Annotated in this window: 18 protein-coding genes; 8 read left to right on the top strand and 10 right to left on the bottom strand. The window is 74.6% G+C overall.

Translation table 11 applies throughout. The features are described from left to right. Window positions 1-78: 78 nt before the first annotated feature. Window positions 79-1,086: a hypothetical protein gene (locus tag ACTMS2_RS09570; protein ID WP_441175078.1), complete on the bottom strand. Its 1,008-nt coding sequence runs from the start codon at window positions 1,084-1,086 to the stop codon at window positions 79-81. Between the two features lie 155 nt (window positions 1,087-1,241). Between ACTMS2_RS09570 and ACTMS2_RS09565 the strand changes: the two genes are divergently transcribed. From ACTMS2_RS09565 to ACTMS2_RS09555, 3 genes are all read left to right on the top strand, one after another. Continuing rightward, window positions 1,242-1,895, top strand: coding sequence for a TetR/AcrR family transcriptional regulator (locus ACTMS2_RS09565; protein ID WP_441175077.1), 654 nt, complete (start codon window positions 1,242-1,244; stop codon window positions 1,893-1,895). A gap of 114 nt (window positions 1,896-2,009) precedes the next feature. Continuing rightward, complete coding sequence (locus tag ACTMS2_RS09560; RefSeq protein WP_441175076.1) at window positions 2,010-4,100, top strand: prolyl oligopeptidase family serine peptidase; 2,091 nt, start codon at window positions 2,010-2,012, stop codon at window positions 4,098-4,100. A gap of 178 nt (window positions 4,101-4,278) precedes the next feature. Next, window positions 4,279-5,409, top strand: coding sequence for a DUF3103 family protein (locus ACTMS2_RS09555; RefSeq protein WP_441175075.1), 1,131 nt, complete (start codon window positions 4,279-4,281; stop codon window positions 5,407-5,409). 82 nt (window positions 5,410-5,491) lie between these two features. Here ACTMS2_RS09555 and ACTMS2_RS09550 read toward each other — a convergent pair whose 3' ends face one another. The 3 genes from ACTMS2_RS09550 to ACTMS2_RS09540 form a co-directional block, all read right to left on the bottom strand. Next, entirely contained in the window at window positions 5,492-6,277 is a 786-nt protein-coding gene (locus ACTMS2_RS09550; protein WP_441175074.1) for a hypothetical protein, read from the bottom strand. 117 nt (window positions 6,278-6,394) lie between these two features. Beyond that, window positions 6,395-7,306, bottom strand: a complete 912-nt coding sequence (locus ACTMS2_RS09545) for a L,D-transpeptidase family protein (RefSeq protein WP_441175073.1) — start codon at window positions 7,304-7,306, stop codon at window positions 6,395-6,397. An 84-nt stretch (window positions 7,307-7,390) separates the two neighbouring features. Further along, a complete protein-coding gene (locus ACTMS2_RS09540) occupies window positions 7,391-8,839 on the bottom strand; it encodes an alpha-amylase (protein WP_441175072.1) in 1,449 nt (482 codons plus the stop codon). 216 nt (window positions 8,840-9,055) lie between these two features. On the opposite strand from ACTMS2_RS09540, the gene ACTMS2_RS09535 reads away from it, so the two are divergent. Both ACTMS2_RS09535 and ACTMS2_RS09530 read left to right on the top strand, forming a co-directional pair. Then, window positions 9,056-10,063: a hypothetical protein gene (locus ACTMS2_RS09535; protein WP_441175071.1), complete on the top strand. Its 1,008-nt coding sequence runs from the start codon at window positions 9,056-9,058 to the stop codon at window positions 10,061-10,063. A 114-nt stretch (window positions 10,064-10,177) separates the two neighbouring features. After that, entirely contained in the window at window positions 10,178-10,852 is a 675-nt protein-coding gene (locus ACTMS2_RS09530) for a cytidylate kinase family protein (protein ID WP_441175070.1), read from the top strand. A 60-nt stretch (window positions 10,853-10,912) separates the two neighbouring features. Here the strand turns inward: ACTMS2_RS09530 and ACTMS2_RS09525 are convergent, their stop codons facing one another. Beyond that, window positions 10,913-11,491, bottom strand: coding sequence for an AAA family ATPase (locus tag ACTMS2_RS09525; protein WP_441175069.1), 579 nt, complete (start codon window positions 11,489-11,491; stop codon window positions 10,913-10,915). A 205-nt stretch (window positions 11,492-11,696) separates the two neighbouring features. On the opposite strand from ACTMS2_RS09525, the gene ACTMS2_RS09520 reads away from it, so the two are divergent. Both ACTMS2_RS09520 and ACTMS2_RS09515 read left to right on the top strand, forming a co-directional pair. Beyond that, window positions 11,697-13,289 carry a hypothetical protein gene (locus ACTMS2_RS09520; protein WP_441175068.1) on the top strand — a complete coding sequence of 531 codons (1,593 nt, stop codon included), beginning with the start codon at window positions 11,697-11,699 and terminating at the stop codon, window positions 13,287-13,289. After that, on the top strand, window positions 13,286-14,752 hold the full coding sequence (locus tag ACTMS2_RS09515; RefSeq protein ID WP_441175067.1) for an NADH-ubiquinone oxidoreductase-F iron-sulfur binding region domain-containing protein: 1,467 nt from the start codon (window positions 13,286-13,288) through the stop codon (window positions 14,750-14,752). The genes ACTMS2_RS09520 and ACTMS2_RS09515 overlap by 4 nt, the downstream gene beginning before the upstream one ends. Window positions 14,753-14,778: 26 nt before the next feature. Here the strand turns inward: ACTMS2_RS09515 and serS are convergent, their stop codons facing one another. The 5 genes from serS to ACTMS2_RS09490 all read right to left on the bottom strand — a co-directional run bounded on the left by serS (window position 14,779) and on the right by ACTMS2_RS09490 (window position 20,231). Continuing rightward, the gene (gene serS, locus ACTMS2_RS09510) at window positions 14,779-16,062 is read right to left on the bottom strand and encodes a serine--tRNA ligase (protein ID WP_441175066.1); all 1,284 of its coding nucleotides are present in this window, start codon (window positions 16,060-16,062) and stop codon (window positions 14,779-14,781) included. Between the two features lie 106 nt (window positions 16,063-16,168). Next, entirely contained in the window at window positions 16,169-17,239 is a 1,071-nt protein-coding gene (locus ACTMS2_RS09505) for a MerR family transcriptional regulator (protein WP_441175148.1), read from the bottom strand. Between the two features lie 139 nt (window positions 17,240-17,378). After that, window positions 17,379-18,560, bottom strand: coding sequence for a saccharopine dehydrogenase family protein (locus ACTMS2_RS09500; protein ID WP_441175065.1), 1,182 nt, complete (start codon window positions 18,558-18,560; stop codon window positions 17,379-17,381). Window positions 18,561-18,603: 43 nt separating this feature from the next. Further along, on the bottom strand, window positions 18,604-19,782 hold the full coding sequence (locus ACTMS2_RS09495) for an alcohol dehydrogenase catalytic domain-containing protein (protein ID WP_441175064.1): 1,179 nt from the start codon (window positions 19,780-19,782) through the stop codon (window positions 18,604-18,606). Beyond that, a complete protein-coding gene (locus ACTMS2_RS09490; RefSeq protein ID WP_441175063.1) occupies window positions 19,779-20,231 on the bottom strand; it encodes a hypothetical protein in 453 nt (150 codons plus the stop codon). Before ACTMS2_RS09490 ends, ACTMS2_RS09495 begins: the two co-directional genes overlap by 4 nt. A 188-nt stretch (window positions 20,232-20,419) precedes the next feature. On the opposite strand from ACTMS2_RS09490, the gene ACTMS2_RS09485 reads away from it, so the two are divergent. After that, complete coding sequence (locus ACTMS2_RS09485) at window positions 20,420-23,296, top strand: LuxR C-terminal-related transcriptional regulator (protein ID WP_441175062.1); 2,877 nt, start codon at window positions 20,420-20,422, stop codon at window positions 23,294-23,296. Window positions 23,297-23,453: the final 157 nt, after the last annotated feature.

Genomic DNA, 23,453 nt, shown 5'->3' with positions numbered 1-23,453 from the left:
GTTCGGGTACTACCCGCGACGGTCACGTGCATGCCAGGTCAGAAGGTCGTGCTGACCGATGCCGGTGGATACCGTCCTCTACTCGTGCGATTTGTGCGATGACTTCCGATACCGCTGCGCCACTGCGGCGAAGGCGGCCTTGGGTTCCCATTCCATGTCGGGGTAGGTCTGTCCCCGGCACCCTTCGAGGAGCTTGACGATGCCCAGGCTGGCCCGGTCCAGGTCGTCCCTGGGGTCGCCGTCCGGGCGGTGCGGGTAGCCAGGCAGGGCGAACAGGAACACGAACGCGCTGTCCACGCCCTCGGTCTCGAAGATCTCCAGCAGTTCGCTCAGATATGCGGCCTGGCCGGCCTCGTCACGCTCGTACGTGCCGTTGAGCCGCACGGGAGCCCTGGTCTCCGGGTCGTACTCGACCACTTCCAGCACCCGCCCGCCGCGGTCTCCCGCGCCTCGGTAGGCCGCGGTGCCGAACCCGGTGATGGCGAGCGGCTTCGGGCCTCGGGCCAGGGTGCGCACCGCGTCCCGGAACCGGTCGGCGACCTCGGCGGAGCGGATCAGCTCGAACGTCACGATGTCGAAGGGAGCCCAGTCGACCTGCTCGAACTGGATGGAGGCGTAGGTGAGTCCGCCCTGGAAGCGCTCGCGGACCGTGGCTGCGGCCTCGCGGAGGAATGCGTTGATGCGCACGCCGAGCTCGCGTATCGCTCCGGCCCGCCGCTCGGGTTGGCTCATCAGCTGCTCGACCCGCTCCTCGGGGCTCTCTCCGGACAGGAACCCGCGGTTCATCACGCTCAGCTCGACCCCTGCGACGAACACGACTGTGGCCCCCCGCTGCCGGAGCCGTTCCGCCCGCTCGGCGCAGTCGCGGAAGAGCGTCAGGATCTGCTCCGGGTCCAGCTCCAGCGGATAGGGCGAGAACCAGACCTCCAGGCCGAGTTCGGCGGCGGCACCGGCGGCCAGTTCCAGTCGATCCGGGTCGCCGCCGATGATCTGGACCGCGTTGCAGTGCAGGTCGTCGCGGATGATGGCGAGCTCGCGCCGGACCACCGCAAGGTCGAGGTGCTCGCGGGACAGTTGGCCGTGCACGACGAACCCGGTGTCGTAGGTCATCCCTCTTGCTCGCATGGTCACGTCCTCCCTGTTGGTCCCGGTCGGGTCGAGACTGGCAGGAAAAGTGCGTGCACGCAAGTTTGCGTGTACGCAACTTTGGCTCCCGCAGCCCTGCGTGGGACGCTGACGCCGTGACGAGACCACCAGGGCTGCGGGAGCGGAAGAAGCAGGCCACGCGCGAGGCGCTACGCGAGGCGGCCCTGCGCCTGGCCGAGGAGCGCGGACCGGACCAGGTGCGGGTCGAGGACATCGCCGAAGCGGCCGGGGTCTCGCCGCGCACCTACAACAACTACTTCGCCAGCCGGGAGCAGGCGATCGTCTCTGCCGTTACCGCGGACCGGGAGGCGCGCATCGCGGCGGCGGTCGCGGCCCGGCCCGCAGGAGTGCGCCTGGCTAACGCCGTCACCCAGGCAGTGGTCGAGCAGTACACGAACACCGGCGAGCGCGAACACAAGGCGCTGCTGCTGATCACCACCCAGACCGCGCTGCGCGACGCGTTCCTCGACACCACCGCCGGCATCGAGCGCCCTCTCACGGCGGTGATCGCCGAACGCCTGGACCACGCCGAAGCGCACACGGCCCGCGTCCTCGCGGCAAGCGTGGCCGCGGCGGTTCGCATCGCGCTGGAAGGCTGGCTCCGGCCGGCCGGGAACACGGACGCCGCCGAGAGTCTCGCCGCCGGAGGACTGGTCGTGCCCTCCGGCTCACTGGCCGACCAGCTCCGCGCGGCGCTGGCCCCGCTCGCGCCCGCGTTCGACGCCGCCGAGCGGCACACCCAGCCGTGAAGCCGACCCCACCGGTGCGCACGACGGTCAGGGTGGCGGTGAGCCGGGTGGTCGTCGCCATGCCGACAGGTGCCCCGACTCGGGCGTAGGCCTCCCGTCGGGGATAGTGGCGGGGTGGCGAGGCTGACCGTGGAGACCGACGACCCGTACCTCTGGCTGGAAGATCTTGATGGTGCGGACGCCGCGCGGTGGGTGCGGGACCGCAACGCGGAGACCGTGGCGGCCCTGACCGGCGGAGAGGGGTTCGCGGCCCTGCGGGCAGAGCTCCGGCAGGTGCTCGACGCGGACGACCGGATCCCCTATCCCGGTTGGCGCGGGGACCGCCTCTACTACAACTTCTGGACCGACGCGGCGCACCCGCGCGGCATCTGGCGGCGGACGACGCTCGAGCAGTACCGCCGGGCGGAGCCGGAGTGGGACGTGCTGCTCGACCTGGACGCGCTGGCCGCCGAGGAGGGCGAGAACTGGGTCTGGAGCGGGGCGACGGTGCTGCGGCCGGGCTACGGGCGCTGCCTGGTCAGCCTCTCCCGGGGCGGGGGCGACGCGGTCGTGGTGCGCGAGTTCGACCTCGACCGCCGCGTCTTCGTCGAGGACGGCTTCACGCTGCCCGAGGCGAAGAGCGACGTGGGCTGGATCGACGCCGACCACGTCTACGTCGCCACCGACTTCGGGCCCGGCTCGCTGACCTCCTCGGGCTATCCCCGGGTGGTCAAGCGGTGGCGGCGGGGCACGCCGCTGGCCGAGGCCGAGATCGTCCACGAGGGGCACGCCGACGACGTCGCCGTCTGGGCCTCGCACGACCCGACGCCCGGCTTCGAGCGCGACTTCGTGGGCCGCCGGCTGGACTTCTTCCGCTCCGAGCGACACCTGCTGACCGGGACGGGCGAGCGGATCCCGATCGCCGTGCCGGAGGACGCCGAGTGGGACGTGCACCGGGAGTGGCTGCTCGTCCGGCCGCGCTCGCCGTGGGCGGTCGGCGGGGTGACCCACCCCGCGGGCACCCTGCTGGCGACCCGGTTCGACGCGTTCCTCGCCGGCGGGCGGGAGATGACGGTGCTCTTCCGTCCCGACGACCGTACGGCGCTCAGCGGCCACTGCTGGACCCGTGGCCGGCTGATCCTGGCCACCCTCGTCGACGTGCGGAGCCGGCTGGAGGTGCTGACGCCCGACGGGGACGGCTGGCGGCGGGAGCCCCTGCACGGGGTGCCGGAGTTCGACCACAGCGAGGTCGTGGACACCGACCCGGACAACGACGACGCCTACCTGCTCGCCTCGGAGGGGTTCCTCCAGCCGGCCACGCTGCGGCTCGGGCGGGTCGGCGGCGCGGTCGAGACGCTCAGGCGGGCCCCGGCGACCTTCGACGCGGACGGCCTGGCGGTACGGCAGTTCTTCGCCGCCTCGGCCGACGGCACGCGGGTCCCGTACTTCGTGGTGGGGGACCCGGACGCGCCCGCCGCTCCGACGCTGCTCACCGGCTACGGCGGGTTCGAGATCCCCCTGACCCCGCACTACAGCGGGGTCGTCGGGCGGGGCTGGCTGGCCCGGGGCGGCACCTACGTGGTGGCGAACATCCGGGGCGGCGGGGAGTACGGCCCCGGGTGGCACCGGGCCGCGCTGCGGGAGAACCGGCCCCGGGCGTACGAGGACTTCGCGGCGGTGGCGGCCGACCTGGTGACCCGGGGCATCACCACGCCGGAACTGCTCGGCGTCGAGGGCGGCAGCAACGGCGGCCTCCTGATGGGGGTGATGCTGACTCGACAGCCGACGCTGTTCGGGGCGGTCGTCGCGCACGTGCCGGTGCTGGACATGCGGCGCTACCACCGGATGCTGGCGGGCGCGTCGTGGATGGCCGAGTACGGCGACCCGGACGTGCCGGCCGACTGGGAGTTCCTGCGCCGGTACTCCCCGTACCACAACGTCGACGGCGACCGGGCGTACCCGCCGGTCCTGCTCGTCACCTCGACCCGGGACGACCGGGTGCACCCGGGGCACGCCCGCAAGATGGCGGCCCGGCTGCGCGAGTACGGGCACGACGTGTCCTACTACGAGAACGTCGAGGGCGGGCACGGCGCGGCGGCGAACAGCGAGCAGCGCGCCTTCGTCTGGGCGCTGACGCTGGAGTTCCTGTGGCGCAAGCTGGCCGGACGGCCACACCAGCCCCTGCCGCGGCAGGTCGCACCGGCTGACGCGTTGTCCGGTCCGTGACGCTGAGGCTTCCGGTCGGCCCTCCACCCTGCGCGACTACGCCGCGAACCCCTCGGCCTCCGGCCGCGTCCGCAGTGATGTTGACGGCTCCCCGATGGACGTATACCTATGTAGTTATCGTCGTCAATCTCTTGGTCGCCGCCACGAGCCGATGGCCGGGAGACGCAGAGGAGTCCATGTGAACCGACGTACCTTCCGCCGCGCCGTCCTGTCCCTCGGCATCGCGACCACCACCCTGGTCGCGGCGGTCGCCACCCCGGCGTACGCCCGACCCGATGACCGCGCACCGGCACCGGCGGTCGCCGCCGGCCCGGTCTTCGCCATCACCGACGCCGTGGCGCGTCAGGTGGCGGTCACCGATCGGGCGGAGCTGACCCGGTTGGGCGTCGCCGCCGCGAGTGGCCCGGTCGACCTGCTCGCCGCCGGCGTCGACGCCCGGCTCGCCGGCGACCTGCGCGCCGCCAACCAGCGGTTGCTGGTCGCCAAGGGCCTGCCGGGCGGCACGGGTTCGCTGCTGCGGTTGCGGCTGGCCCACCCGGACATGCGCGCGGCACTGGCCCGAGGCGAGGCGCCGCTGGTGGCCGCCACCCCGACCGACGACTCGGCGCCGAGCGTGAGGGCGTACGACCGCTCCGGCGCCACGGTGGTGCTGGACGCCGCACGGGTGCCGCAGCGGCCGGTGCTCGTGGTCGACGTGGACACCGAGCGGGCGCTCACGGCGGGACTGGCGCTGATGCGTCAGGAGTTGGGCGCGCGGGGCATCGACCGGGCGGCTCCGGCGCGACCCGCGACCCGCACCTCCGGGGTGGGCGCCTCGGCCGGCTACTGGGCCACCAAGGTCAACGCCGTCCGGCTGAGCGACGACGAGGAGCCCTGGATCAAGGGGGACGCCGAGATCTACAACCTCGTGGCCGGGTTCGGGCTGGACGGCAAGGTCAAGGTCGACCTGGTGCAGATGCCGTACCTGGACCACGACGGCACCACCTACCACCCGAACCAGCTGCTGGTGCACTTCTCGTCGTACAAGTACAACCTGGCCGACGTGGTCATGATGGAGGACGACGGGGACACCAACTACTCGTCCCTGGTCAAGGCGATCGCGGGCGCCCTGCTGGTGATCGTGGACGGTGGCGCGTACACCCCGCTGGTCAACGCGATCCTGGACGCCATCCCCACCTCCTGGTACACCGACGACCCGGACTTCGTGGACGCCTGGTACACCCTGAGCACCAACAGCAGCGGCCGGAAGCACGGCGCTGGCGCCAACGGCTGGATGGACGTCGCCCCGTACTGGGTCGAGCAGTTCTGACCGGACGTCCGTGACGGGCAGCGGAAGGCCTGTGCGGGTGCACCGATCGGAACACCCACACAGGGCGGGACCCGCCGGCCGGTCAGACGCCCGGGGGCGTGGGGCCCGGGAAGTTGCGCTGCGGGCAGGTGTAGGGGCGGGCGGGGTCGTACCGGTGCAGGGCGACCGCCGTTCCGCCCGGCGGGGTGGTCGCCACCGGCGCGGCGTCCGCGACCATCAGCAGGCCGTGGACGCCGCTGTGGTTCGCGCGGTAGAGCGTGCAGCCCTGGGCGGTGCGCACCACCCCGGACGTGGCGTGCTGATGCCGGGTGCGCAGCCGGGTCGTGCTGTCGTACGGGCTGCTCTCCAGCAGGAAGAACAGCGTGTCGGGGGCGGTGTCGACCCAGAACGCCTCGCCGGCCTTGAGGTGGATGTCCGAGACACTGACCACCTGGGTGCTGCCCAGCGCGGCGAAGGCCAGATCCGGATCGGACGGACCGGTCACCCCGTCGTTGGCCGGGTAGGGCAACGTCGTCGTCGTGTGGGATTGCCGCCACTGCGTGTGGGCGATGGCGGGTCCGTAGCTCGTGCTGGTGCGGGCCTCGTACGACGCCAGGGGCGACAGGTGCGAGTTGACGGCGACGAATTCCGACCGGTTGAAGCCGTAGCCGTAACTGGAGGCGAGCCATCCACCCCACTGGTCGAAGAGGCTGATGTTGTAGTTCGAGGTCGAGTGGACGGCCGCTGCCGCCCAGGCGGGCCGGTCGGCGGTGACGAGATGGTCGGCGCCGGTGGTGGACTGGAGCACGACGCCGTCGTCGAGGACGACCGCGGCGACGGCCGCCTGCGGCATCAGCGTGATCATGGCCGTGGCGGCGGCTGCGGTCACGCCGAGGCGTCTGAGAAAGCGGGACGGGTGACGCACGGTGCCTCCTGGGTGACGGGCGCCCCAGTCTGGCCCGTCGGCGCAAGGCCGTCCCGTGTCCGTCCTCGGGTCCGCGCTTGTTCAGGCCGTCGGGGGCGGGGCGGGCAGCTCGTCGACCACGACGACCTCGGTGCCGGGGCGTACCTCGGCCAGCAGCTCCCGCTGCCCGCTCTTCGTGAGCCGGATGCAGCCGTTGGTGGTCTTCTTTCCCAGCTCGCCGTCGTGGTACCAGCTGTGGATGCCGATGTGCGCCCCGCGCAGGCCCGCCGGCACCGAGTCCGGGTCGTCGGGCACGGAGCCGAGGGCGAAGATGTCGACGCCCCCGTACACGCTCTGCGGCGGCGGCGTGCGGCCCAGGATGAAGGTCCGGCCCAGCGGCGTCTCCTGGCCGCGCTGGCCGAGGCTGACCTCCCAGCTGCGCACGGCCCGGCCGGCGCGGTACCAGGTGAGGCGGTGCGGCTCGCGCTCGATCACGATCTGGTCGCGCAGCGCCACGGTGGTGTGGCCGCCGGGCGGCAGCCAGGCGAGCGTGCGGTTGGCCGAGGGGAGCAGCACCGCCACCCAGCCGGCCCGCCGCTGGGCGATCGGCATGGTCAGTTCGACGCCGCTGATGGTGGGGTCGAGGAAGGCCAGCGGCCGGCCGCCGGGGGCGGTGTAGGCGGCGATGCGGCGGGTCGGGTGCAGGCCCTCGGTCAGGGGCGTGGTGGCCAGGGTGTCCGGGTCGGCCGGGAAGCCGGTGGGCGCGGGGCCGTAGTCGACCACCGGCAGATCGTCCGGCGCGGGCGCGGCGACGGGCACCCGCTCGGGCGTCGGCGCCGCGCCGGTCGGGGCCGCGCGGGTCGGGGACACGGATGGCCCGGCTACCGGCGGCGCGGTGGGCGCGGCCCCGGGGGTCAGCGCCCAGCCCGTGGCCCCGGCCGCCAGCAGGAGCAGGGGTACGCCGACGGCGGCCAGCGCCCGGACGTGTCGCCGGTTCATTCGGTCAAAACGCACAAACAAACTGTAAAGGATGCAGAACGGTGAAACCCCGTCCCGGCCGGAATGTCGGCCGGGACGGGGTCGTGACGGGCGGGACGCTCAGCTCAGCCGGGCGCCCGCGTGGATGGCGATCGCGTCGTGGGCCGGCACGTTCGCGGCGAACCAGCCGCCGCCGTCCACGGTGATCACCGGCCCGCTGCACGTGCCGTTGCTGAAGGTGCCGTGGATGACGTCGCAGTAGCGGCCGGCCGGCAGCCCGCTCTGGTACGACCGACCGTTCACCGCGTAGTCCTCGTCGTTGATCGTGACGAAGCCCTTGCCGGTCCGGCCGAAGGCGATGTGGTTGTTGCCGTTGTCGTACCAGTTGACGACGCCGGATCCCTCGGTGGCGTTGCGGAAGCCGACCATGTTGGCGATGACCGGCCAGCGGTGCTCGCACTCCCAGCCGGAGTAGCAGGTGGCGTTGAGGGTCCGCCCGGAGCTGTCCGAGGGCGGGCCCTGGTCGCGCTGGCTGTAGGTGTAGCTCGACATCACCGTCGGGGAGCCGTACGGCCAGGCGAGCATGAACGCGTTGGCCAGCGCGTAGATGCCCCGGTCGCGGTAGGTCAGCACCCCGCCGACGTCGCGCTGGGTGTCGTGGTTGTCCACGAAGACGGCCGCCGAGGCGCTGGGCAGGTGCCCCCAGCCCTCGCCGAAGTTGCGCAGGTAGGCCAGCTTCTCGGAGCGGAAGACCCGGGCCAGGTCCTTGCCGTAGCGGAACTCGTGCACGTCGCCGTTGCCGGTGTACTCGCCCGGCTGGATCGGCTCACCGGCGCCGTGGATCACCTCCTGCACCATGTACGCCGAGCGTGACAGCTTGCCCTTGATGGCGGCGATGTCGGCGGCCGGCATGTGCTTGCTGGCGTCCATCCGGAAACCGTCGACGCCGAGCGAGAGCAGGTCGTTGAGGTAGCCGGCGATCTTCGTACGGACGTAGTCCGACTCGGTCTTCAGGTCGGCGAGGTTGACCAGCTCGCAGTTCTGCACCTCCCACCGGTCGTTGTAGTTGGCGATGTCGTCGCCGCCGTTGCGACCGCAGTGGTGGAAGTCCTGCGTCTGGTAGATCCCGGGGTAGTCGTAGTGCCCGTACGACGAGCCGGCCCAGCCGGTGCCGCCGTTGTCCTGCCCCGACATGTGGTTGACGACCGCGTCGACGACCACCTTCACGCCGGCCGCGTGGCACGTGTCGACCATGGACTTGAACTGGGCGCGGGTGCCCTTGCGGGACTCGATGCGGTAGCTGACGGGCTGGTAGGCCAGCCACCACTGCGAGCCCCGGACGTGCTCCTGGGGCGGCGAGACCTGCACCCACCCGTAGCCCTTCGGGCCGAGGGTGGTGCGGCACTCGTTCGCCACCGAGGACCAGTTCCACTCGAAGAGGTTGGCGATGACCTTCTTGCCGCCTGCCGGGGCCGCTGCGGCCGGGGGCGCCGTCGCGGCGGTGGGGACGATCAGGCCGGCGATCACGCCGAGGGCGACGATCGCCGACAACCGTCGACGTCTCTGCATGGGAGGACTCCTGACGGGGGTGTGGGGGGACGGGCGGTGGCGAGGCCGGGGAAGGGCCCGGCCGTGCCGGGATCTTGCAGTGGAGCTTGAAAATTTCCGAAAGGTTACAAGCGCATTGCAAGCGCTGTCAATGCATGGGCATGTGTGGATGTTTTCGGGGCGGCCCGGTCCGTCGTCCTGATCCTGCGGGCGTTCCCATTCGCGTGACGGTCAGCCGTGCCCGCGCTCGTGTCGCCATGGCCCGGGTCTGCGGCGGCCGCCGACTACGATCAGCGGGTGCGGAGGACAGGCGTCGTGAGGCGGGTGAATGACGGCGCGTCGGACCTGGTGCTCGAGGTCGGTGGTGGCGTCCGACCCGAGCTTGCGGTCCATGTCGCTGGAGGCGGTCGCATTCTGCTACGGCAGAGCGACCAGGTGGTTCTCCTGGCGAAAGTGCACCAGGACCACGCGGGAGTCGAATACCTGACCACCGGCCGCTTCCGGCCGTTGATCGCACCGATGCGGTCGGTGCACGCCGAGGCGACAGCCGATGCTGGTGGCGGATGTCGGAGCCGAAGGTGGGCGCACTACTTCGCCTCCGCCTTGCAGGCCGCGGACCAGAGCCCGCTCTACGACGGTCGGTGGCTTCTCGGCGCAACCGCTACCCACCTGGAACACACTCCCTGGGCTCGGTCGTCCGCGCACCGGTGGGCGACCTTGTTGCTGACCGAGAATCCCGGTGAGATCGACTGGTTCTCCCGGCAGGGCGGGTGGCAGGTGCTGCCGCTGCGCCGGTTGAGTGGCGCGACCGACGCGCGGGTCAAGGCATATCGCAAGCAGGCGAGGGCCGGCATCCTGCCCCCTGTGCTGCTCTGGTGGATCAGCGGCCTGGACTGCTACGTCATCCTCGACGGTCATGACCGGATCCTGGCCGCCGTCGCCGAGGAACAAGAACCGCCCCTCATCGCGCTGGCCAGCGTCGACCGGCACCGCCAGGAGACCCACTCGCAGGTCGCCGTCGACCGATATCGCACCGAACAGCAGCTGATACCGCCGGGCAATGTCGAAGCCCTGGCGATGTCCAGCCGATGCCTCGCACGGACGCTGATCGAGATCCGCACGGACTATCACCCCACTCGCGCCTGGATGCTGCCTGGCGGCCGTGCTGCCTGGGATGCCACCTCGCGAGCGGTCGGCCCCGGCTGGTGCGAACACCTCAGACACTCGACCGGCTACGCACCTTGACAAGCCGCGGCGACAGCCCAACCAGCGGCCATGATCGAGTGCGCCTCAGGAGACCGGCGCGCGTGAGGTCGGCTCGACACGGGGACCTTCGCAGGACTGGGACGGGGGCAGGATATGGACCAGGGCACCCGCGACGAGATGCTCGGCCGCCTGGCTGAGGCAGTCGGGTCCGTCTCAGTCACACATCCGACGCGGGTTGCCGTCGACGGGCCGCCCGCGACGGGCAAGACCACGCTCGCCGACGAGCTGGCCGTCGTCCTGCGCAAACAGGGCCGCGACGTCATCCGCGCGACGATCGACGATTTCCTCTTCCCCCGGGCACAGCGCTACCCGCGCGGCGAGTACTCCGCCGAAGGCTGCTACTTCGACACCCACAACCACGACGCGCTGAACCGGGTCCTGCTCGATCCGCTCGGCCCGGGCGGAGACCGACGCTTCCAGAACGCGGTGTACGACCGCACCGCGGACACTGCGCTGTCCCCGCCGGTCACGACCGCCCCCGCCGACGCCGTGCTGCTCTTCGACGGCGTCTTCCTCATGCGCCCGGAACTGACAGATCGGTGGGACCTGCGCGTCTTCGTGTCGACCGCGCTCGAGAAGACCGTGGACCGCGCGGTGATCCGAGAACGCCGGGTGTCGTCCCGCGCCGACGTCGAACGGCGCTGGCGCGAGCGTTACATCCCCGCCCAGCAGCTCTACTTCGCTACGGTCCGCCCGACCGATCACGTCGACGTCATCGTGCACAACGACGACCCCCAGCGGCCGGCCTGGGAGAGCCGGCCACACTGACCGTGTTTGATGCAACGTGAGCGGCTGTCCGCGCCTGGCACAGACCGCGACGGGTCCGCCCTACGCTGTGATCCTGATCAACTCCGCGGCTTGGGCCGGGCTCATGCCCTCGGCCTCACCGGGCACGTCGACGACAACGGTGATCCCTTCATCGAGCAGCCGGGCGCGGTCCGTGTGCAGTGCCGCGACCGCTGCGTAGCGCAGAACATCGTCAAGGGGCACGCGTGCGTGGCCGGGGCGCTCCGCGTTGCGGTGGACCAGGATCTCGGCGGCCACCCGGAACCGCAACGCCGTGACCGGGCGGCCGTACCGCCTGGCCCAGAAGATCATCCTGATTCGCGCGTCGGGTATGACGTTGGTGGCATCGACCACCACGGGAAGGGCCGCCTCCAGCCGCGCCGCGACGCGTCGGTCCATCTCGTCGAAGACCACCGGATCGTCGCTGACGTCGACGCGGTTTCCGACCAACTCGCTGCGGATGGAGTCACAGGAGACGACCCCATCCCGGTCCAGCTGACCGCGCTCGATCCAGGCGCGGGCGAAGGAGGACTTGCCCGAGGCGGGCGGTCCCACCAACAGGATGAGCCCGTTCGGCACGCCGTCGTTGTCTCGGCCGACAGCATCAGTCATGATCGACATCTACCTCCCGCAGCATGATGTGGTCAATGGGCGGTGCCGATCCCGGCCATCCGACGGTGCACCAGTTGCCGACCGAGGTGCGGTGCCACAGACCTCTGAGGATCACGCGCGGGCCCGCCGGTTCGACGTCGGCGTGAGGAATTTCCGCGCGGCGGTGATCCGCCCGCCGCGCCGGTCCGTACTCGATGGGGAACAGGGTCGGCCGGTGGTGCGCCGCCGCGAGACGATCGAGGAGCAGATGGCCCGGGCACAACGGAACCAGAAGCCGCCCACCGTCCGGACCACCAGCACCAGCCGGGGGGCCCGCAGCGGGTCCCGGTCCGCGGTGGCCCTGCTGACCGCGTCCGCGCTCGCCGCGCTGTGGGCCGCCACCATGCTGACCGGCGCCGGCTCGACGGCGTACGCGTACGGCTTCTTCTTCACGGAGTTCTTCGCGGGCGTCGTCGCCCTGGTGGCGCTGAGCCTCACCGTGATGATGGGGCTGCTCGCCACCGACCGGCTGGTGCTGCTGATCCGCCACCGGGTGCTGCTCCAGTCCGCGCACCGGGCCACCGGCATCCTCGGCGTCGCCGGACTGGTCTGCCACGTACTCACGAAGATCGCCACCGGCCGCGCGGCGAGCACCGACGCGGTGGTCCCCTTCGTCGGCGGGCGGGGCCTCTACGTCGGTCTCGGCACGGTGGCCGCGCTGCTGATGGTGAGCGTGCTCTGGACCGGGATCGTCCGGGCCCGCTTCGCCGGGGTCGGTCCGAAGTGGCTCTGGCGAACGCTGCACTCCGCCGCGTACCTCTCCTGGCCGTTCGCCATCGTGCACGGCCTCAACGCCGGGCGGCCCGCGAAGCCCTGGGTGGTGCTGAGCTACCTCGCCTGCGTGCTGCTGGTCGTGCTGGCGCTGCTGGTGCGCCTCTCCGTCAGCCTCGGCCGGCGCCGCCGCGAGCAGCACCAGGCCGCCGCGATGAACCGGGCCCTCGCCGGCCGACCGGCGGAGGACGCCCCGGGCCGGTCGCTGCTGCGGGGCCTGACCCGACGCGCCGACCGGGCGGCGAAGCCGGACGGGCGCGCGGGCGCCTGGGCCGGCGCCACGGTCACCGGCTCCTGGCCCGCCCCCGTCGCGCGGCGCCGCGACCCCGACCGGCTCACCTTGCCGGTCGTGCCCGAGCCCGGCACGCTCCGCGACCCGGCCCGCCCCCGCCGTCGCGAGGACGCCCCCGTCCCAGCCGCCCGGCGCCGGGAGGAGACCGCCCCGGTCGGACGGCGCCGCGAGGAGACCGCCCCGGCCGGTCGCCGGTACGCCGAGGAACCCGCGCCCACCGGACGCCGCCGACGCGGGGAGGAGCCCGGCCCGGCCGGCCGCCGGTACGCCGAGGAGCCCGCCCGCCGCGACCGGGCCGAGCGGGACGCGGAGCGGCGCTACTCCGCACCGCCCCGCCGCCGGGAGGAGCCCGAGGAGCCCTGGGACAGCCCCCGGCGCTGGCAGTCCGGCGACCCGGTCTCGGCGGAGCCGGTCTCGGCCGGGCCGGTCTCCTCCGCCTCGGTCTCGGCGGCGCCGCGCAGCGGCGGCGGGCGGCACAGCGCCGAGGACGACCTGGACCTCGAACCGGACTACTGGCGGCCCCCGGTCCGGTACGTCCCCGAGGAGGTCCCGCTGCCGGCCGACGACACCCCCACCCTGGTCGACCTCGCCTCCCGGCGGGCGCGCCGGGCAGCCGGCGAGAGCCGGTCGGCGCGCCGCCGCCGCGTGAACGCCGACGCGGTCGACGGGGCGTACTGGGCGGGGCTGCGGGGCGAGGCGAAGTGACGCGGACGACCGTGCCCCCGGTGGCCTGCGTCGGCGAGCCCCGGCTCACCGCCGGCTTCGCCGAGTACGGCCGGCTCGACCTGCCCGCCCACGAGGAGGTGCACGGGCCGGTCGGGCCGATGGAACCGGCCACCCTGCTCCGGCTCGCCGAGGGAGTCCAGCTCAAGGGCAAGGGGGGCGCGGGCTTTCCGTTCGCGAGGAAGCTCCGCGCGGTGCTGGAGTCCTGCGAACGGCGGGACCTTCCGGCGGCGGTGGTGGTCAACGCCACCGAGGGCGAGCCGGCGAGCTGGAAGGACAAGGTGCTGCTCACCCGGGCCCCGCACCTGATCCTCGACGGCGCCGCGCTGGCCGCGTACGCGCTGGACGCCGACGAGATCGTCGTGGGGGTGGCCGACGACGGGGTGGGCCGCGCCTCCCTGACCGAGGCGCTGGAGGAACGCCGGATGCCGGTGCCCACCAGCATCGTCACCGTGCCGCACCGGTTCATCTCCGGCGAGGGCGGCGCCCTGGTCAACGGCATCAACGGCCTGCCGCACATCCCGCCGGGCACCAAGCGGCGCTCCAGCGACTCCGGCGTCGGCGGCCTGCCCACCCTGCTCTCCAACGCCGAGACGTACGCCCAGCTCGCGGTCGCCGCCCGCCTCGGCCCGTACGAGTACGCGGCGCTCGGCACCGACGACGAGCCCGGCACCGTGCTGCTCACCGTCACCGGCGCGGCGGGCCGACCGGCGGTGGTGGAGTGCGCGGCCGGCACCGCGCTGCGGGAGATCCTCGACCTGTGCGAGGTGCCCGACGGCCCGGGCGTCCTGACGGGCGGCTACCACGGCAGGTGGATCACCCGGGAGGCCGCCGACCGGGCGGAGATATCCCGTAAGGGGCTGGCGGCCGTGGGCGGCACCCTCGGCGCCGGCATCGTCGTCCCGCTCGGCGCGGACACCTGCCCGCTCGGCGAGGCCGCCCAGGTGGTGCGCTACCTGGCCGGCGAGTCCGCGGGGCAGTGCGGCCCGTGCCGGATGGGCCTGCCCGACCTGGCCCGCGCCGTCGACCTGGCGGTCGCCGGCAGCGCCCCGGTGGAGGTGGTCCGCGCCGCCGCCGGCGACGTGAAGGGCCGCGGGGCGTGCAGCCACCCCGACGGTACGGCCCGCTTCGCGCTCTCCGCGATGGAGGTGTTCGCCGAGGACCTGCGGCTACACACGACCGGCGAGGGCTGCGGCCGGCGGGTCAGGGCGGTGATGGGGCTGCCCGGCGCGCCCGACGCGGATCCGCAGCGGCTCACCCTCGACTGGTCCCGCTGCGACGGGCACGGGCTGTGCGCGCACGTCGTGCCGGACTTCATCCGGCTCGACGGCAACGGCTACCCCGCCTTCCCGCCCACTCCCGTGCCGACGTGGCTGCGCGACGGCGCCCGCAAGGCGGTCAAGGTCTGCCCCGAACTCGCGCTGCGCCTCACCCCCGCCCCCTGAGCGGGGGCGGGGGTGAGGCCGGCGGGTCAGCGGGGGGTCAGGCGGTCGGTGCCCAGGCGGGCCTGGAGGACCTCGGGCACCAGCACCGAGCCGTCGGGCTGCTGGAACTGCTCCAGGATGGCGGGGAAGAGGCGGCTGGTGGCCAGCGCCGACCCGTTGAGGGTGTGCACGAACCGGGTCTGCTTGCCGCCCGGCTCGCGGTAGCGGATGGCCGCCCGGCGCGCCTGGTAGTCGCCGGCCCAGGAGACCGACGACACCTCCTTGTACTTGCCGGTGCTCGGCATCCACACCTCGATGTCGAGGGTCTTCTTCATCGAGGCGCTGGCGTCGCCGGCCGACAGCAGGGTGCGCTGGTAGTGCAGGCCCAGCTTCTCGACCAGGCTCTCCGCGTGCAGCAGCATCTTCTCCAGCGCGGCGTCGGCCTGCTCCGGCAGGCAGAACTGGAAGATCTCCACCTTGTTGAACTGGTGGCCCCGGACGGTGCCCCGCTCGTCGGAGTGCGAGCCGGCCGCCTCACGCCGGTAGCACGGGGTGTACGCGAACGCCTTCAGCGGCAGCTTCGCCGTCTCCAGGATCTCGTCCTGGTAGGCCCCGAGGATCGCCGTCTCCGAGGTGGGCAGCAGGAACTGCCCGCGCGGGGCGGACTCCCGGTCCAGGTGGTAGACGTCGTCGTAGAACTTCGGGAACTGCCCGGCGGCGAACCCGGCGGTGTCCAGCAGCAGGTGCGGCGGGAGCAGGAACTCGTAGCCGGCCCGGATGTGCTCGTCGACGAAGAAGTTCAGCAGCGCCCACTCCAGCCGGGCGCCCATGCCGGTGTACATCCAGAAGCCGGAGCCGCCGAGCTTGACCCCGCGCTCGTGGTCGACCAGGCCCAGCATCCGGCTCAGCTCGACGTGGTCGCGGACCTTCTCGATCGCCGGCGGCTCGCCGAAGGTCCGGACGACCCGGTTGGCCTCCTTGCCGCCGGGCACCACGTCGTCGGCCGGCAGGTTGGGCAGCTCGCTCATCACGGTGCGCAGCCGAGCCTGCACCTCGTCCAGCTCGGACTCCAGCTCGGCGAGCTGCTTGCGGCCCGCCTCCGGCGCGGAGACCTCCGGCTCGGTGCCGGCGCGCTTCGCCGCCGCGTAGGCGCGCGCCTCGGCCTTGCGGCGCTGCCGTTCGCCGTCGATCCCACTGATCAGGGCGCGGCGTTCCTGGTCGAGCCGCTGGATCTCGTCCAGGGCGCGGTTGACCTCGGCGGGATCCAGTCGCTTCGCCAGCGCGGTCGCCACCGCCTCGCGATCCTTCCGGATCAACTCCATGTCGAGCATGCTGCTCCGTACGCTCCGTCCGGACGTCGGGTGGACCCACCGATGCTACCGTCGCGGCCCGGCCGCGCCCCGGCCCGGTCTCCACGACCCGCGCCGGACGCGGCGGTCAGAGCCGGATGGGCATCAGGACGGAGAACGCGTCGACGTCGTCCGGCCGGCGTACGGCCAGGGGGGCGATCGGGCCGTCCAACTCCAGCAGCAGCTGGCCCCGGCCGGCCGCGTCGAGCGCCTGGAGCAGGTAGCCGCCGTTGACCCCGACCCGCAACGCGTCCCCGGTCAGCTCGTCCGCGCCGAGCAGCCGCACCCCGCCCCGGCCGTCCGGGCCGAGCACGGTCACCGCGAGCGGGACGCCGTCGTGCCGGCGGGTGACGATGGGGGCGTCGGCGCTGGTCAGGGCCGCCCGCAGGGCGTCGGCGTCGACCGTCAGCCGGTGCGCCGGCCCGTCGTCGGCCGCCGGGCGGAGCAGGCGGCGGTGGTCCGGGAAGTCGTACGGCAGGGCGGCGGCGTCCACGGCGCGGCCGGCGACGGTGACCGAGATCGTGCCGTCGGCCACCGTCAGCACCGCCTCGGCGGTGCCTTCGGCGGCGGCGTCGAGCAGGGCCCGCGCCTCGTCGACGAAGACGACCGGGGCGAGCACCCGCACCGCCGGCCCGTCGACCCGGGCGCCCGCCCGCGCCACCGCCAGCCGGTGCCGGTCGGTCGCCACCAGCCGTACGCCGTCGGCGTCGGACTCGATCAGCACGCCGCAGAGCATCGGCAGCTCGGGATCGGCGCCGACGGCGAAGCGGACCGCGTCCACGGCGGCGGCCAGGTCGACGCGGGACAGCACGAGGCTGGTGACGGTCGGGTGCTCCCCGGCGTCGATCAGCGTACGGATGCGGGACAGCTCGCGGCGGGCGTCGGCGAGGCCGTCCTCCAGCCGGCGCAGGTGCGCGTCGAGCAGGCGGTGGACCTGCGCCGGTTCGCAGCGCAGCGCGACGGCGATCTCGGCGACCGGCATGCCGACCCGGCGCAGCCCGGCCACCAGGCGGGCCGGCGCCACCTGGTCGTCGGTGTACCAGCGGTAGCCGGTCACCGGGTCGACCAGGGCCGGGGCCAGCACCCCGGCCGAGTCGTAGAACCGCAGGGCGCTCACGGTCAGCCCGCTGGCGCGGGCCAGCTCGCCGATGCTGCGCAGGTCGCTCTCCACGCCGCTGATCCTGCCGCCTCGACCTGGTCGAGGGTCAACCCGCCGACCTCTGCTCCCGCCCGCTCCGAGGGCCCGGCTCCCGTCCGGTCCGGCTCCCGCACCCGTTCAGTCCGGGGCACCGCACCCGTCAGGCCGGGGTGTCCAGGACCCGGAAGGTCATGCCCGCGCGTACCAGCCGGTCCAGCAGCGCGTCGCCCATCGCCGTCACCGGGGTGACCTGGCCCGCCGTGGCGGGCAGATCGTCGCCGGCCAGGCAGAGCGCCGACTCGGCGAGCATCTTCGCCGTCTCGTCGTAGCCGGGGTCGCCGCCGGCCACCTCGGTGAGCACCCGCCGACCGCCGCCCGTGCCGACGAACCGCACCCGGAACCAGGACTTCGCCCGCTGCTGCGGCGTCGGCCCCTGCCCGGAGGCGAGCCGACCGAGCAGCCAGCGCCGGGTCGGCGGCAGCTTCACCAGGGCCACCAGACCGCCCAGCCCGACCCCGCCGGCCAGCACCGTGGGCAGCCGCTTCACCGCCGCGAAGTGCCGGTAGCGGAAGTCGGGCCCGTACTCCGGGCGGGCGGCGGCGGAGCGGCGGACCACCTGCGGGTCGATGGTCGGCAGCGGCACCGTCCACATGCCCAACTCCTTGGAGCGGGCGAGGCGGCCGGGCACCGCGCGGACCCGCCGCCCGGTCGGTCGCGGCTCGACCTGCCGCCGCTCGCGGGCCGCCCGGGACGCCTCGGCGGTACGGGAGAAGGCGGTGAGCGCCGAGTGGTACGTGCCGGCGGAGAACCGCCCGCCCGCCCGGACGAAGCCGTCGACGGTGACCGGCACGTCGTCCGGCAGGTGCTTGAGCGTGAACCAGACGCCCAGGTCGTGCGGGATCGAGTCGAACCCGCAGGCGTGCACCAGCCGCGCCCCGGTGCGCTCGGCCTCGGCGTGGTGGCGCACGTACATCAGGTCGACGAACTCGGGCTCGCCGGTGATGTCGAGGTAGTCGGTGCCGGCGCGGGCACAGGCGGCGACCAGCGGCTCCCCGTGGTGCACGTACGGGCCGACGGTGGTGGCCACCACCCGGGCGTTCTCGGCCACCGCCCGCAGCGACTCCGCGTCGGTGACGTCGGCGGTGAGCAGGGGCAGCCCGACCAGCTCCGGGTCGATCGCGACCAGCCGGTCCCGTACGGCGGCCAGCCTGTCCGGGTTGCGTCCGGCGAGCGCCCAGCGAAGCCCCGGCGGGGCGTTGCGGGCCAGGTACTCGGCGGTCAACCCGCCGGTGAAGCCGGTCGCCCCGAACAGGACGACGTCGTACGTCCGCTGCTCACCCATCCGCCGAGTCTGCCACCCGGGACGGCCGGTCGCAGCGGTCCGCTCAACCGGCCGACGGCGGGAGGTCGGGGTCGAACACGGTGCGTACGCAGCCGTCGGTCCGGTCCCGGAACAGCGCGTACCCCTGCGCGCCCCGCTCCAGGGGCAGCCGGTGGGTGGCCAGATGCTCGGTACGCAGCTCGTCGCGGGCCATCCGCTCCAGCAGCATCGGGATGTAGCGCTGCCCGTGCTGCCGCGCGCCCCGCACCGTCAGCCCCTTGCTCGTCACCGCACCCAGCGGGAAGGCGTCGACGAAGCCGGTGAACTCGCCCAGCAGGAAGACCGAGCCGCCCTTGCGGCAGGCGTGCACCGCCTCGCGGACCGCGGCCGGTCGCTCGGCGCCGCCGGTGAACCGGTCGGCCAGCGATCGGAGGCCGTGCCCGTTCCACGCCGCCCCGACCGCCTCGACGCACACGTCCGGGCCCCGCCCGCCGGTGCGTTCACGCAGCTCGGCGGTGACGTCGGCGCGGCGGGGGTCGATCGTCTCCGCGTCCGCGTGCCGCTCGGCCATGCGCAGCCGCCCCTCCTCGGGATCGACGACGACGACCCGTTCCGCGCCGAGCAGCCGTGCGGCCCGCGCCGCGAGCTGCCCGACGGCGCCCGCACCCCAGACCGCCACCACGTCGCCGGGGCGCACCTGACCCAGCTCCGCGCCCATCCAGCCGGCCGGCGCGGCGTCGGAGGCGAACAGGGCGCGGTCGTCGCCGACCGCCTCCGGCACGGTGAACGCGCCGACGTCCGCGTACGGCACCCGGACGTACTCGGCGTGGCTGCCGGCGAAGCCGCCCATCGCCCGGGGCTGACCGAACGCGCCCCCGGTGGGGTGGCCCCAGGCCGCCTCGGCGACGGCCGGGTCGGCGCTGCCGTTGTCGCAGCAGGAGGGCAGGTCGCGCCGGCAGTACCAGCAGCTGCCGCAGGCGACCGACGAGCAGACCACCACCCGGTCGCCGACCCGGTGCCGGCGTACCTGCGGGCCGACCTCGACCACCTCGCCGAGGAACTCGTGGCCGAGCACGTCGCCGACGGCGAGGAAGGGCACCCGCCCGGCCAGCAGCGGCAGGTCCCCGCCGCAGGTGGCGCTCCGCCGGACCCGCACGATGGCGTCGTGGCCGTTGCGCAGCTCCGGGTCGGGCACCTGCCGTACCGCCAGCTCGCCCGCGCCCACCCAGCACAGCGCCCTCATCGCGGCCCCGCCGGACGGTCGGCCGGCCGGCGGTCCGCGCGCAGCACCTCGCCGGTCTCCGCGAGCTGCTTGGCCTCCCACAACGCCCGGCGCACCAGCAGGCCGGGGTCGTCGCCCACCAGGTGGGCGGCGAGGCCGGCGGGGGCCGCGCCCGGCACCGGCCGGGCGGCCAACTCCGTGCCCCGGCAGCCGGGGGCCGGCCGCAGCTCGACCTGCACCGCGGCGCCGAGCCGGCGCAGCGGCTCCGGCCAGCGACTACCGGGCAGCACGTCGCCGGGCGCACGGTCGACCGTCACCACCTGCCAGCGCCCGGGCCGCGGATCGGCGCCGGCCGCGCGGGGCCACGCCGACCCCCGCCGTCGTACGGCCAGCGCCCGGCCCGCCGCCGCGAGGGCGAGCGCCGCCCCGGCCCCTCCCGCGAGGCGTCCCCTCCGTCCCCGCCCGTCCACCCCTGCCCGCCTCCCGTCGCTCCCCGCGCCGGACGCGCACCGGCGCGCGCGGCCTCGCCCGCGTACGCCCAGGATCGTCCGGGGCGGGGTGAAGCCGGGTCCCCCCGAAGGGGTGAACGGGCCCGCGCCGGGTAACCGCCGCCGGCGGGACCTGGGGGAGTCGGACGCATCGGTGGAGGGCGGGCCGGATGCCGGAGCACGTACGGGACACAGGGGTCGTCGCGGTCGCGGACGGGTCGGCCGGCGCGCCGCTGCTGGCGTCGCGGCTGTGCCCCGCCCCGCCGCCGGAGCCGCTGGTGCTGCGGCCCCGGCTGCTGCGGGCGCTGGACGAGGGGACCGCCGGCCCCGTCACCCTGGTCCGCGCCCCGGCGGGGTGGGGCAAGACGACGCTGCTCGCCTCCTGGTTCCGGGCGGCCGACGAGGCCGGCGCGCACCGGGGCCGGGTGGGGGAGGGGCCGGTGACCGCCGCCGCCGAGGGGGCCCGGGACGACGGGCCGGCCGGCGCCGCGCCCGGCGACTTCGGCGCGGCGGCGGGCGCACCGGCGCGACCCGACCGGCCCCGGGCGGCCTGGGTCTCCGTGGAGGCCGGCGACGACGGCAACCGGCTCTGGGCCTACCTCGCGGCGGCACTGCGCGCGGCCACCGCGCCCGCCGACGACGCGCCGTACCCGCCCGTGCCCGACCGGCCGCCGCGCCCCGACCAGCTGGAGGTGCTGGCCGCGGCCCTCGCCGCCCGGGAACGCCCGGTGCTGCTGGTCCTGGACGACCTGCACCGGATCACCGACCCGGCGGCGCTGACGGGCCTGGAGTTCCTGCTCCGCCACGCCGAGCAGCGGCTGCGGCTGGTGGTCGGCGCCCGCGCGGGGATGCCCCTGGCCGTGCACCGGCTGCGGCTGGCCGGGGAGCTGACCGAGATCGGCCCCGACGAGCTGGCCTTCACCGGCGACGAGGTCGCCGACCTGCTGACCGCGCACGCCGTGGCGCTGCCGGCGGCCGGGGTGCGCCGGCTGCGGGAGCGCACCGGCGGCTGGCCGGCGGCGCTCCGCTTCGCCGCGCTGGCGTTGCGCGACCAGCCGGACCCGGCCCGCTGGGCCGAGCAGTTCGGCGGCGACCAGCCTGACGTGGCCGGCTACCTGCGCGAGGAGGTGCTCGCCGGGCTCGACCCGGACGCGCGGGACGTGCTGCGCCGCTCCGCCGTCGTCGACGCCGTCTGCGCCGGCCTGGCCGACGCGCTGACCGGCCGCACCGACGCCGGGCAGACGCTGGCCGCCCTGGCCGGCGACGGCGGGCTGCTGCGCCGTGACGACAGCCGCCCGCCCTGGTACCGCTGCCCCCCGCTCCTGACCGATCTGCTGCACGCCGAGCTGGGTCGGCTGCCCGCCGACGAGCTGCGCGACCTGCACCTGCGCGCCGCCGACTGGTACGCCGACAACGGGCGGCCCGCCGACGGGCTGCGCCACGCGCTCGCCGGCGGCGACCACGGGCGGGCCGCCGCGCTCTTCGTGTCCCGCTGGCCGGAGCTGATCCCGTACGACCGGGACACGCCCGCCGGCCGGGCGCCCGCGCCCCCGCCGCCGGAGGCCGTACGCCGCGATCCGGAACTCGGGCTGGCCTGCGCCGCCGAGCGGGCCCGGGCCGGCGACGTCACCGCCGCGACCGGGCACCTGCGCGGCGCGGTCGAGGCCGCCCGGACGCTGCCCGCGCCGCGCCGGGACCGGTTCCGGCGGCTGGTCACCGCGCTGGAACTCATCCTGGCCCGGCTGGCCGGCGACCCCGAGGCGGTACGCGCCGCAGCCGCCCGGCTGCTCGCCACCCGTCCCGCCCCGTCGGCCTCCCCGGGCGCCCCGGGCGAGCCGCGCGGAGCCGCCGCCGAGGACGCCGACGTGCGGGCGGTGGCCGGCACCGCGCTGGGCCTCACCGACCTCGCGGACGGGGACCTGCCCGGGGCCGCCCTCGCCTTCGCCCGGTCGCTGTCGGCGGCCCGGGAGGCCGGACGGTCGCGTACGGAGCTGGTCTGCGCCAGCCGGGCGGCCGTGCTGCACGCCGTCCGGGGCGAGCTGCGGGCCGCCGAGACCCTCGCCCGCGACGCCCTCGCCATGCCGCCCTGCCACGGCTGGTCCTGCCGGGAGGACTGCGCCCACGCGTACCTGGCCCTGGCCCTGGTCGCGCTGCACCGGGACCAGCCCGAGGAGGCGGAGGCGAACCTGGCGGTGGCCGGGCCGGCCACCGGCGAACCCGTGGTGGGGGCGGTGGTTGCGCTGTGCCGGGCGTACCTGCTCCGCGACGCCGGTGACCTGCCCGAGGGGCACCGGGTGCTGGCCGAGGCGCGGGAACGGCTGACCGACCGGCCCCGGGCCGGCGAGCTGGCGCACTGGCTGCTGGCCGTGGAGGCGGACCTGCGCGCGGCACGGGGCGACCTGACCGCCGCCCGCGACCTGCTCGCCGACCCGGTAGGCGACACCGCCGCCCCGTCGCCGGCTGTCGCTCCGTCGCTGGCCGTCGCGCTCGCCCGGGTGGAGTTGCGGGCCGGCGACCCGCGCGCCGCCGGGTACGCGCTGCCCGACTGGGAGTCGCCGGAGGCGGCCGGCTGGCCGCTGCCCGTACGCCTGGACGCCGCCGTGCTGGACGCGGTGCTGGCCCGGCGCGCGGGCGACGACCGGCGGGCCGGCCGGCTGCTGGAGCGTGCCCTCGACCTGGCCGGGCCGGAGGGCTTCCGGCGGCCGTTCACCCGCGCCGAGCCCGGTGTCCGTGACCTGCTCGCCGCGCACCTGGACGCCGGTACGGCGCACTGGCCGACCGTCAGCGACCTGGTCCGGGGTGCCGACGCGCCGCCCGAGCGGGCCCCGGCGGAACAGGGCGCGGCGGCGCTCGACGAGCCGCTGACCGAGCGGGAGCTGACCATCCTGCGCTATCTGCAGAGCATCCTGTCGAACGTGGAGATCGCGGCCGAGCTGTCCCTGTCGGTCAACACGGTCAAGACCCACGTGCGCAACATCTACCGCAAGCTGGCCGCCACCCGCCGCCGCGAAGCCGTCCGCCGAGCCCGCGACCTCCACCTGATCTGACCCACCCCACCCCACCCCGCCCGTCCGCCCTCCGCCGCGGTGATCATGAGGTTTGCGTCCCGGGAAGGCGCTCCCAGTACGCAAACCTCGTGATCGACCAATCCGGAGGCGGCCCGGAGGCCGGCCTTCCGGAGGTGGTCCGGTGGGCTGGGGCGGT

It is taken from the genome of Micromonospora sp. SD12 (assembly GCF_052068495.1).
Taxonomy (GTDB): domain Bacteria; phylum Actinomycetota; class Actinomycetes; order Mycobacteriales; family Micromonosporaceae; genus Micromonospora; species Micromonospora echinofusca.
Note: the sequence above shows the minus strand (reverse complement) of the source record. Positions and strands in the feature narration are given on the sequence as shown.

Coding starts and splice junctions, on each gene's coding strand:
- ACTMS2_RS09530 (WP_441175070.1), top strand. CDS start 10,178: ATGGACCAGGGCACCCGCGACGAGATGCTCGGCCGCCTGGCTGAGGCA.
- serS (WP_441175066.1), bottom strand. CDS start 16,062: ATGCTCGACATGGAGTTGATCCGGAAGGATCGCGAGGCGGTGGCGACC.
- ACTMS2_RS09540 (WP_441175072.1), bottom strand. CDS start 8,839: ATGCAGAGACGTCGACGGTTGTCGGCGATCGTCGCCCTCGGCGTGATC.
- ACTMS2_RS09495 (WP_441175064.1), bottom strand. CDS start 19,782: ATGAGGGCGCTGTGCTGGGTGGGCGCGGGCGAGCTGGCGGTACGGCAG.
- ACTMS2_RS09485 (WP_441175062.1), top strand. CDS start 20,420: ATGCCGGAGCACGTACGGGACACAGGGGTCGTCGCGGTCGCGGACGGG.
- ACTMS2_RS09500 (WP_441175065.1), bottom strand. CDS start 18,560: ATGGGTGAGCAGCGGACGTACGACGTCGTCCTGTTCGGGGCGACCGGC.
- ACTMS2_RS09525 (WP_441175069.1), bottom strand. CDS start 11,491: ATGTCGATCATGACTGATGCTGTCGGCCGAGACAACGACGGCGTGCCG.